This is a genomic window from Kineococcus auxinigenes (assembly GCF_050871525.1).
In the GTDB taxonomy this organism is placed as follows: Bacteria; Actinomycetota; Actinomycetes; order Actinomycetales; family Kineococcaceae; genus Kineococcus.
Map to the genome: position 1 here is coordinate 1 of NZ_JBKBCT010000025.1, position 12,627 is coordinate 12,627.

10 protein-coding genes are annotated in these 12,627 nt (G+C 75.5%); 3 read left to right on the plus strand and 7 right to left on the minus strand.

Annotated features, from left to right (window positions below; all coding sequences use genetic code 11):
- Both ACRYR9_RS09125 and ACRYR9_RS09130 read right to left on the minus strand, forming a co-directional pair.
- Nucleotides 1-1,091 (minus strand): MFS transporter (locus ACRYR9_RS09125; protein ID WP_432540187.1); only part of this gene is annotated, 1,091 nt, incomplete at its 3' end.
- A gap of 183 nt (nucleotides 1,092-1,274) precedes the next feature.
- Nucleotides 1,275-1,772 (minus strand): hypothetical protein, encoded by a 498-nt coding sequence (locus tag ACRYR9_RS09130; RefSeq protein WP_432491045.1) that lies wholly within the window; start codon nucleotides 1,770-1,772, stop codon nucleotides 1,275-1,277.
- A gap of 165 nt (nucleotides 1,773-1,937) precedes the next feature.
- On the opposite strand from ACRYR9_RS09130, the gene ACRYR9_RS09135 reads away from it, so the two are divergent.
- The 3 genes from ACRYR9_RS09135 to ACRYR9_RS09145 all read left to right on the plus strand — a co-directional run bounded on the left by ACRYR9_RS09135 (nucleotide 1,938) and on the right by ACRYR9_RS09145 (nucleotide 6,173).
- Entirely contained in the window at nucleotides 1,938-2,780 is an 843-nt protein-coding gene (locus tag ACRYR9_RS09135; RefSeq protein WP_432491043.1) for an MIP/aquaporin family protein, read from the plus strand.
- 50 nt (nucleotides 2,781-2,830) lie between these two features.
- Complete coding sequence (gene glpK / locus ACRYR9_RS09140) at nucleotides 2,831-4,363, plus strand: glycerol kinase GlpK (RefSeq protein WP_432491041.1); 1,533 nt, start codon at nucleotides 2,831-2,833, stop codon at nucleotides 4,361-4,363.
- A gap of 103 nt (nucleotides 4,364-4,466) precedes the next feature.
- Nucleotides 4,467-6,173: a glycerol-3-phosphate dehydrogenase/oxidase gene (locus ACRYR9_RS09145; RefSeq protein WP_432491039.1), complete on the plus strand. Its 1,707-nt coding sequence runs from the start codon at nucleotides 4,467-4,469 to the stop codon at nucleotides 6,171-6,173.
- Nucleotides 6,174-6,225: 52 nt separating this feature from the next.
- Here ACRYR9_RS09145 and ACRYR9_RS09150 read toward each other — a convergent pair whose 3' ends face one another.
- From ACRYR9_RS09150 to ACRYR9_RS09170, 5 genes are all read right to left on the minus strand, one after another.
- Entirely contained in the window at nucleotides 6,226-7,029 is an 804-nt protein-coding gene (locus ACRYR9_RS09150) for an amino acid ABC transporter ATP-binding protein (protein WP_432491037.1), read from the minus strand.
- Nucleotides 7,030-7,034: 5 nt separating this feature from the next.
- Nucleotides 7,035-7,703: an amino acid ABC transporter permease gene (locus ACRYR9_RS09155; protein ID WP_432491035.1), complete on the minus strand. Its 669-nt coding sequence runs from the start codon at nucleotides 7,701-7,703 to the stop codon at nucleotides 7,035-7,037.
- A gap of 30 nt (nucleotides 7,704-7,733) precedes the next feature.
- Nucleotides 7,734-8,522 carry an amino acid ABC transporter substrate-binding protein gene (locus tag ACRYR9_RS09160; protein ID WP_432491033.1) on the minus strand — a complete coding sequence of 263 codons (789 nt, stop codon included), beginning with the start codon at nucleotides 8,520-8,522 and terminating at the stop codon, nucleotides 7,734-7,736.
- A gap of 85 nt (nucleotides 8,523-8,607) precedes the next feature.
- A complete protein-coding gene (locus tag ACRYR9_RS09165) occupies nucleotides 8,608-9,474 on the minus strand; it encodes an SWIM zinc finger family protein (RefSeq protein WP_432491031.1) in 867 nt (288 codons plus the stop codon).
- Nucleotides 9,475-9,478: 4 nt separating this feature from the next.
- Nucleotides 9,479-12,541 (minus strand): DEAD/DEAH box helicase, encoded by a 3,063-nt coding sequence (locus ACRYR9_RS09170; RefSeq protein ID WP_432491029.1) that lies wholly within the window; start codon nucleotides 12,539-12,541, stop codon nucleotides 9,479-9,481.
- Nucleotides 12,542-12,627 lie beyond the last annotated feature (86 nt).

The following is a 12,627-nucleotide window of genomic DNA, read 5'->3' on the forward strand; positions in this document are numbered from 1 at the left end:
GTGCGGTGCTCCAGCACCGCACCGGCCACCGCGTTGCCGATCGCCGCACCCGCCGTGATCGCCGTGGACAGCCACGCCTGCGCCTCCCCCATGCGGTGCACGGGCACGAGGTCGTCGACGAGGTGCTGGGCGGCGATGAGGTTCGGCGAGATGAACAGCCCGGTCACGAACAGCGCCGCCAGCAGCAGCGGCAGGGGAGCGCCGCTGCCGGCGCTGGCCGACAGCGCCACCAGGAGCGTGCCGAACCCGGCCAGGGTCACCACCAGGCGCAGCCGGTCCGCGCTGCGCCAGGACCGGCTGCCGTACAGCAGCCCGCCCACCGCGCTGCCGGAGGCGATCGCGGCGAACAGCACGCCGAGGTCGTCGGCCGAGCCGAAGCGCTGCTCGGCCATGCCCGCCATCGACACGTCCAGCAGCCCGAAGCCGATGCTCATCGCCGCCATCGCGGTCAGCACCGCGGGGATGCCCACCGCGCGCAGCACGCCCAGCCCGGCACCCGCCCCCACGGCGGTCTCCGAGCGGGCGGCGGGGGAGAGGCGCTGGCGCGGGCCCGCGCAGCGGCAGTAGGCCAGCGTGCCGCCGGCGAGCATCAGGGCGGTCACCAGCAGGGGCACCACCGCCGGCCCGACGGCGAGCAGCAGCGTCAGCAGCAGCGGCCCGGCGACGAAGAGCGTCTCCACGGCCACCGCGTCCAGCGCGTACCCGCGGCGTCGCACCCCCTCGTCGGCGACCACGGCCCGCCAGGTGGTGCGCATCGCCGGGCTCAGGGGTGGGAACGTCAACCCGGCGCCGAGGGCGAGCAGGACCAGGACGGCCGCGGGCACGGCGGGCGTGGCGACGGCCGCGGTCAGCACCACCAGCAGCGCCGCGCTCGCGGTGGCCGTGGGCACCAGCACGCGCGGCTGCCCGTGCCGGTCCAGCCCGCGCCCCCAGAAGGGTGTGCCCAGGGTCAGCCCCACGGCGAAGACCCCCGTCACCAGGCCCGCCAGGTCCCAGGCGTCGCGCAGGTCCCGCACCAGGAGCACCAGCCCCAGGGGGGCCGTCGCGATGGGCACCCGGGCCACGACGGACGCCGAGAAGGGAGCTGCCACCCGCGGATCGCGCAGCAGCGCGACGTACCCCGCCATATCACCGTTCCAGTCGCTCGAGAGGGGTCCGCGCCCCGTCGCCGGCGGCTCCGCCGGCCCTCGCAGCCTGCCACAGCCGGACCTCGCGAGCTGGACCGGTTCAGGCGGCGCTGCGGGCCCGCTCCCGGTGGGGTGCCGGGCGGCGCGTCAGGCGGTGCCGATGCGGGCGCACCCGCCGCCGGCCGCGCGCGCGGCGCTCAGCGCGGCACCGGCCTGCCGGACGGCCTCGGCGGCGGTGGCCGCGCGCACGGGCGCCAGGCTCGCGCCCACGCTGGCGACCACGCCGGTGCCCGGGTCGGTGGGCGCCCAGCGCTCCACGGCGTGCAGCAGCGCGTCGGCGGCCCGCTCGACCGTCACCTCCGCGACGGCCGGGCGCAGACCCGTCAGCAGCACGGCGTGCAGTCCCGGCGCCATCGCCAGCCAGCGGTCCGCGGCGCGCACGGCCGAGCGCATCCGGCGCTCCAGGACCGTGCGGCACGGCGCACCGGCGTGGGCGGTGACCTCCACCAGCAGCAGCGCGGTGCCGGTGCCCAGGCGCTGGTCGTCGTCCAGGGCGAGTTCCAGGGCGTGCTCCAGCGACCGCTGCGGCGCCGGGTGCGCGAGGACGCGGACGGGCGGGGCGGGCAGGGTGCTGGTGAGGGTCACCGCGCCTGCATCGGCCGGGCGCCGGGCCGCCTTGAGCGCCGGGACCCGGCACGGCCAGAACGTTCGACATGGTCGAACGCCTGTCGTTGACGCGCCCCGGTGCGGCTCCTAACGTCCCCGAGCGCGGCCCGCGAGCCGCCCGTCGACTCAACGAGGAGTTCCTCCATGGCCGAAACACGATCGGCGACCGCGGCACCTCCCGCGGTGCGCCGGCAGCCGACCCTGGCCGGCGAGCTGCTGGCCGAGTTCGCCGGCACCGCCGTCCTCATCCTCTTCGGCGTGGGCGTCGTCGCCCAGGTCGTCGCCGGTCAGAACGGCGACAACGACTCGATCCACTGGGCCTGGGGCCTGGGGGTCACCTTCGGCATCTACGTCGCCGGGCGCACGACCGGCGCCCACCTCAACCCCGCCGTCACCCTGGCCCTGGCGGTGTTCAAGGGGTTCGCCTGGCGCAAGGTCGTCCCCTACAGCGCGGCCCAGCTCCTCGGCGCGTTCGCCGCGGCCCTGCTGGTGCGCTGGGTGTACGCCGACGCCATCGCCACCGTCGACCCCGGCACCACCTTCGACACCCAGGGCATCTTCTCCACCCTGCCCGGGGCCGGCGTCAGCATCGGCACCGCGTTCCTCGACCAGGTCGTCGGCACGGCGATCCTGGTCTTCCTGATCTTCGCGGTCACCGAGGTGCGGGCCACCCCGCCCGCGGCGAACCTGGCACCGCTCATCATCGGCCTGATCGTGGTCGCCATCGGCTTCGCGTGGGGCAGCAACGCCGGCTACGCCATCAACCCGGCCCGCGACCTCGGCCCGCGCCTCGCGTCGTTCCTCACGGGCTACTCCAGCGCGATGCGCGAACCCGGCGGGCAGTTCTACTTCTGGGTGCCGATCGTCGCCCCGCTCATCGGCGGCCTGATCGGCGGCGCCCTCTACCGGGTCCTCATCGAGCGGCACCTGCCCGCGGCGGAGGACGAGCAGCAGCCCGCCGGGCGCGTCCCGGCCGAGGACGACTGACCGCCGGCGGCGGCACACCTTCCCGACACCTGCAGAGAGGCAGCACGAACATGGCCAACGACAGCGCAGCCCGGTACGTCGGAGCGGTCGACCAGGGCACCACCTCCACCCGTTTCATGGTCTTCGACCACGGCGGCAACGAGGTGGCCAAGTACCAGCTCGAGCACACCCAGATCATGCCCGAGCCGGGCTGGGTGGAGCACGACCCCATCGAGATCTGGGAGCGCACCAGCTCGGTCATCCAGTCGGGCCTGCGCCAGGCGAAGCTGACCGCGAGCGACCTCGTCGCGCTCGGCATCACCAACCAGCGCGAGACGGCGGTGGTCTGGAACAAGAACACCGGGCGCCCCTACTACAACGCGATCGTCTGGCAGGACACCCGCACCGACCGGATCGCCTCGGCCCTGGACCGCGACGAGCGCGGCCAGAAGATCCGGCAGAAGACCGGCCTGCCGCCGGCGCCGTACTTCTCCGGCGGCAAGGTGCAGTGGATCCTGGAGAACGTCGAGGGCGTGCGCGAGGCCGCGGAGAAGGGCGACGCCGTCTTCGGCAACACCGACTCGTGGCTCATCTGGAACCTCACCGGCGGTCCCCGCGGTGGCGTCCACGTCACCGACGTCACCAACGCCAGCCGCACCATGCTCATGGACCTGGAGACCCTCGACTGGGACGACGAGCTGCTGGGGATATTCGGCATCCCCCGCTCGATGCTCCCGGAGATCAAGCCCTCCTCGTACACCGAGGGTTACGGCACCACCCTGGAGACGGGCCCGCTGGGCGGGGAGGTGAAGCTCACCGGCATCCTCGGCGACCAGCAGTCCGCCATGGTCGGCCAGGTCTGCTTCGACCCGGGCATGGCCAAGAACACCTACGGCACCGGCAACTTCATGCTGCTGAACACCGGCACCGAACTGGTGCGCTCCAAGGCGGGCCTGCTGACGACGGTCTGCTACCAGTTCAACGACGAGAAGCCGGTGTACGCCCTGGAGGGCTCGATCGCCGTGACCGGCTCGGCCGTGCAGTGGCTGCGCGACCAGCTCGGCATCATCTCCGGCGCCTCCGAGTCCGAGTCGCTGGCCCGTCAGGTGAAGGACTCCGGCGGCTGCTACTTCGTCCCGGCGTTCTCCGGCCTGTTCGCGCCGTACTGGCGCTCGGACGCGCGCGGCGCGATCGTCGGCCTGTCCCGGTACAACACGAACGCGCACATCGCCCGCGCCACGCTGGAGTCGATCTGCTACCAGAGCCGCGACGTCACCGAGGCGATGGCCGAGGACTCCGGCGTGGACGTGGAGGTCCTCAAGGTCGACGGCGGCATCACCGCCAACACGCTGTGCATGCAGCTGCAGGCGGACGTCCTCGGCGTGCCGGTCTCCAAGCCCGTCGTCGCCGAGACGACCGCCCTTGGCGCCGCCTACGCGGCCGGCCTGGCCGTCGGGTTCTGGAAGAACATCGACGAGCTGCGCGAGAACTGGAACGAGGGCGCCCGCTGGGAACCCACCTGGACCGACGAGCAGCGCACGGACGGGTACAAGGGCTGGAAGAAGGCCGTCCAGCGCACGCTGGACTGGGTGGACGTCGACTGACGCCCCCGAGGGCGTGACCGCGCGCGGGCGGGGGCACCCCGCCCGCGCGCTCCGCGGCAGCAGGCCGCACGATGGACGAGACGCTCTATCTGGAGGACACGACGTGGACACCAAACCGCTGTCGCCGCAGGCGCGGCAGGACGCGCTGCGCGAGATGGCCGAGGGCGAGCTGGACGTGCTCGTCGTCGGCGGGGGGGTCGTCGGCACCGGTGCGGCGCTGGACGCGGTGACCCGGGGCCTGCGCACCGGGCTGGTGGAGGCCCGCGACTGGGCCAGCGGCACCTCGAGCCGGTCCAGCAAGCTGGTGCACGGCGGCCTGCGCTACCTGGAGATGCTCGACTTCGCGCTCGTGCACGAGGCCCTGCGCGAGCGCGGGCTGCTGCGCAACAAGCTGGCCCCGCACCTGGTGAAGCCGGTGCCGTTCCTGTACCCGCTGACCAAGCGGTTCGCCGAGCGGCCCTACGTGGGTTCCGGTGTCGCCCTGTACGACGGCATGGCGCTGTCCAGCGGCAACAACCAGGGTTTCCCCCTGCACCGGCACCTGACCCGCAAGGGCGTGCAGAGGGAGGCCCCCGGCATCCGCCGCGACGCCATGGTCGGCGCCATCCAGTACTACGACGGGCAGGTCGACGACGCCCGGCACACCATGACGATCGCCCGCACCGCCGCCACCTACGGCGCGCTGGCGGCGAACCGCACCCGCGTGAAGGAGTTCCTGCGTGAGGGCGAGCGGGTCGTCGGCGCGGTGCTGGTGGACCTGGAGTCCGGTGCGGAGATCCGGGTGCGCGCCAAGCAGGTCATCAACGCCACCGGCGTGTGGACCGACGAGACCCAGCAGCTCGTGGGGGCCCGCAGGCAGTTCAAGGTGCGCGCCTCCAAGGGCATCCACCTGGTGGTCCCGCGCGACCGCATCCAGTCGAAGACCGGGATGATCCTGCGCACCGAGAAGAGCGTGCTGTTCATCATCCCGTGGGGCCGGCACTGGATCATCGGCACCACCGACACCGACTGGGACCTGGACAAGGCGCACCCGGCGGCCACCAGCGCCGACATCGACTACGTCCTCCAGCACGCCAACGGGGTCCTGAAGTCCCCGCTGACGCGTGCGGACGTCGAAGGCGTCTACGCCGGGCTGCGCCCGCTGCTGAGCGGGGAGTCGGAGTCCACCAGCAAGCTCTCGCGCGAGCACGTCGTGGGCCACCCGGTTCCCGGCCTCGTCGTCGTCGCCGGCGGCAAGTACACGACGTACCGGGTGATGGCCAAGGACGCGGTGGACGTCGCCGTCGACGGCCTGGACGGCAAGGTGCCGCCCTCGACCACCGAGAACGTGCCGCTCGTGGGCGCCGAGGGGTACCACGCGCTGTGGAACCAGCGGCACCAGCTCGCCGCGCGGGCCGGCATCCACGTCGACCACGTCGAGCACCTGCTGAACCGCTACGGCTCGGCGATCGACGAGGTCCTCGCCCTGATCGAGCAGGACCCGTCCCTGGGCGAGGTGCTGCCGCACGCCGACGACTACCTGAAGGCGGAGGTCGTCTACGCCGCCACCCACGAGGGCGCCCGCCACCTGGACGACGTCCTCGCCCGGCGCACCCGCATCTCCATCGAGACGTACGACCGCGGCACCGAGAGCGCCGAGCTCGTCGCGCAGCTGGTCGGCGACGCCCTGGGCTGGGACGAGGAGCGTCGCGCCACCGAGGTGCGCACGTACCTGGAGCGGGTCGCCGCCGAGCGGGCCTCCCAGGAGGAGCCCGACGACGCGGCCGCGGACGCGGTGCGCCTGCGCGCCCCGGAGATCGTGCCGGTCTGACACCTCCCGGCCCCTGAGGGTCCCGCCCACCGCACCGCGGCGGGCGGGACCCTCAGAACGTGCCGGTCAGGCGCTTCAGGAACCGCTGCGTGCGTTCCTCGCGCGGGTCCTCCAGCACGGCCGCCGGCGCGCCCTGCTCGACGACGACCCCGCCGTCCATGAACAGCACCCGGTCGGCCACCTGCCGCGCGAAGCGCATCTCGTGGGTCACCACGACCATCGTCCAGCCCTCGGCGGCCAGGTCGCGCACGGCGGCGAGCACCTCGCCGACGAGCTCGGGGTCCAGCGCGGAGGTCGGCTCGTCGAACAGCATCAGCTCCGGGCGGATCGCCAGCGCCCGGGCGATGCCGACGCGCTGCTGCTGGCCGCCGGAGAGCTGGAAGGGGAACTGCTCGGCCTTGTCGGCCAGGCCGACGCGCTCCAGCAGCGTCACCGCCTCGGCGCGCACCTCCTCGCGCGGGCGTCGCTGCACGACGACCGGGCCCTCCATGACGTTCGCCAGGACGCTCAGGTGCGGGAACAGGTTGTGGCTCTGGAAGACCATGCCGCTCTGGGCGCGCAGCCGGCGCACCGCCCGCTTCGCCGCACCGCCGCGCTCCTGCTGCGGGAACGCCACCTCGACCTCGCCGATGCGCACGCTGCCCGCGTCCGGCAGCTCCAGCGCGTTGAGCGAGCGCAGCACCGTCGTCTTGCCCGACCCGGACGGGCCGATGAGCACGGTGACGGTGCCCGCCGGTGCGGTCACGTCGATGCCCCGCAGGACCTCGTGGTCCCCGAACGCCTTGTGCAGCCCGCGCGCCTCCAGCAGCGGCGCCCGGCCCCCGGCGGCCCTCGGCGCGCCCGCCGCTCCCCGCACCGCGCTCACCTCACCACGTACCTGTTCAGGCGCGTCTCCGCGCGGGACTGGGCGAACGAGAGCACCAGGCACACCACCCAGTAGTAGACGGCCGCCACCCCGTACAGCGTGAAGAACTCGAACGTGGCCCCCGCGATCTGCTGGGCCTGGCGCAGCAGTTCGGTCACCTGGATCGTGGAGGCCAGCGAGGTGTCCTTCACCAGCGAGATGAGGGTGTTGGACAGCGGCGGCACGGCGACCCGCGACGCCTGCGGCAGCACGATGCGGCGCATCGTCGTGGGGTAGTCCATCCCGATCGTCAGCGCCGCCTCGGTCTGGCCCCGGGGCACCGAGAGGATCGCGGAGCGGATGACCTCCGAGGCGTAGCCGCCGACGTTGAGGGTGAAGGCGATGACCGCGGCGGGGAAGGCGGGGATCGTCACCCCCAGCGAGGGCAGGCCGTAGTAGATGATGAACAGCTGCAGCAGCAGCGGCGTGCCGCGGATGACGGAGACGTAGGCGCGCGCCGGCCCGGAGAGCAGCCGGTTGCCGGACAGGCGCATCAGCGCCACCACCAGCGCCAGCACGAGGCCGAGCACGAAGCTGATCGCCGTCAGCGGGATGGTGCCCCGCACGAGGCCGCTCAGCAGCGGGCCCAGCGACTCCAGCACCAGCTGCCACGTGCCCGCGTCCACGCGCCCCCCTCCGCCGTCCCCCGCGCCGGATCAGCCGGCGGCCGGGCCGGAGACGTCCTCGCCGAACCACTTCTGCGAGATCTCCGCCAGCGTGCCGTCCGCGCGCAGGGCCTCCAGCGCGTCGCTGACCTGCTGGGCCAGTTCGGTGTCGTCGGCCGGGAAGAGGAACGCCTGCTCGGTGGTGTCCGACGTCTCGGCGGCGATCTTGATGGCGTCGTCGCCGGTGGTGTTCACGTAGCGCAGGACAGCGAGCTTGTCGTTGATCGTGACGTCCACCCGGCCCTGCTTGAGCAGGGTGACGGCCTGGGCGACGCCCTCGACGGCCTCCACCTGCGCGCCGGCCTCGGTGGCGGTCTGCGCCCAGTTGCTCGTCGCGGACTGCGCCGACGTCTTGCCGGCCACGTCGGCCAGCGAGGTGACCGAGGTGTCGTCGGCGCGCGTGACGACGACCCCGGTGGAGACCGTGTAAGGGGTGGAGAAGGCGTACCGCTCCTGCCGCTCGGGCGTGATGGAGACCTGGTTGGCCACCGCCTCGTAGCGGCCGGCCTCCATCCCCGCGATCAGCGCGTCCCACGTGTTCTCCGAGAACTCGACCTCGCGGCCCAGTTCCTCGCCGACCGCCTTCGCCACGTCGATGTCGTAGCCGACGAGCTCGTTGGTCTGCTCGTCGTGGTAGCTGAACGGGGCGTAGGTGCCCTCGGTGCCGAACGTCAGGGCCTCCTCGGCGGCGGAGCCGCTGCCGCTGTCACCACCGCCGCACGCGGCGAGGAGCCCGGTGAGGGCCAGAGCGCTGAGGGTGCCGAGGGTCCTGCGACGCATGGGGTGTCCTCCTGCTGCTGTGCGCCCGACGCGGGGCAGCGCGCCCACGTCGGGCACGCGTGCGGGTGCAGCAGCAACCTAGGGGTCATCCATTCCCGCCGCGCGCCGCGGGCCCGGCGCCCGCCCGCCGCGGACCGGGCCCGGCCGTCCCGTGGAGCGCTGCGTAGAAGGGGCGCAGCGCGTCGGCGACCCCGCCGGCGCCCGGACCGAGGACCGCCGCGTCCAGGTCGTCCGCGGCGGTGCGTCCCGGTGCGCGCCGCACCACGCTCAGCTCCGGCGGTTCCGCGCTCAGCCGGTGGAACGCGACGGGGTCCACGGGGAGCGCCTCGGCGGCGGGGGAGGGGCCGGAGGCGGCGTCCTCCACCCGGCGCAGCAGCGCCGCCGGGGCGGCTCCCCGCAGCAGCAGGACCACGGCGGGTTCGGCGTCGGCGTGCTCGGCGAGGGCGTGCAGCAGGGCCGCCACGTGCTCGCACGCGCCCTGGCCGTCGTGCGGGCAGCTGCAGTCGTGGGTGAGGTCGCCGGGGGAGGGCAGCAGGTCCAGGCCGACCTCGTCGAGCAGGCCGGCGAGCACCGGCGGCACGTCGCCGCCGGCCAGCGGGGCGATGAGCAGCGGGTTGTCCACCAGGACCGCCGTGAGCGCGTCCAGCTCGGCCGCGCCCCACCGGCGCACGCCCACCTCCACCAGCCACGGCCTCGGGCGCTCGCCCTGCACGCGGGCGGTGACCGCCCCGGCACGCACGCGCAGCTCGCCCACCGTCCCCGCGACGGCGAGCTCGGCGCCGCGGCGCCAGGTGGCGGGGTCGTGGCCGCCGTCCAGGGCGGGGGGCAGGGCGGTGAGCAGGCGGCGCGACCAGCGGGTCGAGGCGGGGCGCGGTGCGCTGCGGCGCGACCCGCCGAGGTGCCCGGCGCCGGGGCGCGCGTCGCCGGGTGCGGTGCGGCGGTACCGGGCCACGCCCTCAGTCCCCTACCGCGTCGGCGCCCAGGCGCAGCAGCTCGTGCAGCGCCTCGTCGTCCAGCTCGGTGATCCACCGCTCGCCGCTGCCGACGACCGAGCCGGCGAGCTCGCGCTTGCGGGCGATGACCTCGTCCACCTTCTCCTCCACGGTCCCGGTGCTGACGAGCGTGCGCACCTGCACCGCGCGACGCTGCCCGATGCGGTGCGCCCGGTCGGTGGCCTGGTCCTCCACCGCGGGGTTCCACCAGCGGTCCAGGTGCACGACGTGGTTCGCGGCGGTGAGGTTCAGCCCCGTGCCGGCCGCGCGCAGCGACAGCAGCAGCACCGGCGGGCCGTCCTCGCGGGCGAAGCCCGCCACGATCTCGTCGCGGCGGGTGCGGGTCAGCCCGCCGTGCAGGAACGGCACGCGCCGGCCGGTGAGCTCGGACAGGTGCGGGGCCAGCAGGTGCCCGAACTCCGCGAACCGGGTGAAGCACAGCACCTTCTCGCCCTCGGCGAGCGCGGTGCCCACCACGTCGTCGAGGACCTCCAGCTTGCCGGAGCGGTGCCGGCCGCGGTGCAGCACGCCGGAGCCGTCGCCGAGGTAGTGCGCGGGGTGGTTGCACACCTGCGCCAGGCGGGTCAGGGCCCCCAGCACCAGCCCGCGCCGGCCCTGGTCCTCGGCGTCGGCGAGGCGGGCGAGCAGCCGGTCCAGCACCGCCCGGTACAGCGCGGCCTGCTCGGCGGTGAGGTTCGCGCGGACCGTCATCTCGACGCGCGCGGGCAGGTCGGGGGCGACCTCGGGGTCGGTCTTGACGCGGCGCAGGACGAACGGGCGGGTCACCAGGGCCAGCCGCTGCGCGGGCGCGCTGTGGCCGAGCTTCTCCACGGGCACGGCGAAGGTGTCGCGGAAGCTCGCCGCGCTGCCCAGCAGCCCGGGGTTCACGGCGTCCAGCACGGCGCGCAGGTCCTCCAGCCGGTTCTCCACCGGGGTGCCCGTCAGCGCGACGCGGTGCTCGGCGGGCACGGCCCGCACGGCGCGCGCGGCGCGGGTGGCGGCGTTCTTGACGTGCTGCGCCTCGTCCAGCGCCAGGCGCCGCCAGCGCACGGCGGCCAGGTCGGGGGCGTCGCGCACGAGCAGCCCGTAGGTGGTGACGACGAGGTCGTGCGCGGCGGCGGTGCGGGCCAGGTGCTCGCCGCGGGGGCGGCCGGGGCCGTGGTGCAGGTGCACGCGCAGCGCGGGGGCGAACCGCGCGGCCTCCGCCCACCAGTTGCCGACCAGGCTCGTCGGGCACACCAGCAGGGTGGGAGCGCCCGCGCCGGTTCCCGCGCCGGTCCCGCCGCGCTCGTGCAGCTCCAGCGCGAGCAGCTGCAGCGTCTTGCCCAGGCCCATGTCGTCGGCGAGCACGGCCCCCAGCCCCAGCTCCGCCATCGCGGCCAGCCAGGCGACGCCGCGGCGCTGGTACGGCCGCAGCTGCGCGCTCAGCCCCGGCGGGTCGGGCAGCTCGGTGTCCGGCGGCCCGGCGCGGCCGGCGAGCACCTCGCCCAGCGCGCCGCGGGCGTGGACGCCGGTGACGGGCGCCGGCAGGTCGCGCGCCGAGCCCAGGCCGGTGAGCAGGTCCAGGACGGTGGCGCGCCCGCTGCCGCGCCGGCGCAGGAACTCCGCGCTGCGCCGCAGCGCCTCGCGGTCCACCTGCACCCACTCGCCGCGGAAGCGCACCAGGGGCTCGCGGGAGGCGGCCAGCGCGCGCAGCTCGGCCTCGGTGACGGGCTCGTCGCCCAGCGCGGCGCGCCACTCGAAGGCGACGAGGTCCGCCCGGCGCAGCCGGGGGTTCGTCACGACGCCGGGCTGGGCGGCCCCGGCGTGCAGGGCCAGGCCCACGGTGCGGCGGGTCCAGTGCCGCGGCAGCTGCAGGGCGACGCCCGCGGCGGTCAGCTTCGGGCCGCCCACCTCCACCAGGTCCAGCAGCTCGGCGGCGCCGATCTCGACGTCGGCGTCGCCGGCACCGGCGAGCAGCCGCTTCAGCGGCGGGTGCGCGGCGGCGGCCCGCGCGGTGCCGGCCAGGAGCAGCAGCAGCGGGTCCTCGCCGCCCGACCCACCACCGGTCCCGCCCCCGGACTCCGCGCGCACCTCCCGCAGCGTCAGCGTCAGGCTGGGGTCGTCGAGCGGCCGCAGCCGAGCCTGCAGCCGCCAGCGCCCCTCGTCCCCGTCGGGGCCCGGCGGCGGTTCCAGCACGCGCAGCACGAGGTCGTAGCCGCTGTCGTCGCCGCTGCGGTGCCAGTCGCGCACCCGGTGCGCCAGGGACCGCGGCTGCACGTCCTCGGGCACGGGTGCCCCCGTGGCCAGCGAGCGCACCCAGGCGGCCGGGCCGGGCCCCAGCGCGGCGGTGCCCGGGCGCACGTGCGCGGTGCGGGCGCTGACGAGCAGGTCGGTCAGCGCCGCGCACACCTCGTCGGCCAGGGCGGCGGCGCTGGGCGGCGCGGTGCGCGGCGGGCGCGCCTCGGCGCGCACCAGGGCCGGCGCGAGCTCGGCCAGGGCGGTGCGCCAGCGGCCGAAGCGCTTGTCGGGCAGCGGCACCCAGCGGGCGTGCGCCTCGCCGTCGGCCTCGTGCAGGGCCGGCACGACCGAGCCGGCGTCCACGGCGGCCCGCGCGCCGCGCGCCACGTGCGCCAGCCAGCGCAGGCCGTCCCCGGCGGCCGCGTGCGCCGGGCCCGGCTCCCCACCCGGTCCCTCGCCGAGCACCTCGGTGAGGACGTCCAGCGCCGCGTCCCCGCGCAGCTCGACCACGGGGACCGGCACCGGGCGCAGCAGCAGGCCGGCGCGCGGCCGGGCGCCCGCGGCGACGGGGCGGCCGGCGGGGGTGCACGGCAGGTCCAGGACGAGCCGGCGGGCGACCGGCCGGGCCAGCGCGGCGGCCAGGTGCACCGCCCGCGGGGCGGCCGAGGCGAGCGCGCCCAGGTCCGCCGGGCGGGCCGCGCCGGGCGGGCGGCGGGGCGCCTCGACCCACAGCGCCAGGGTGCCCGCGCGGGTCCACAGCGCGTTCACGCGCGGGGCCGGGGAGCGGGGCGCGGGGGCGGCGGGCACGCGGGGAGGCTAGTGGGTGGCGCCGACACGTCGCCGGCACGGCACGGGCAACCGCTTTCCATCCAGGCTTCCCGCTGTCACGATGG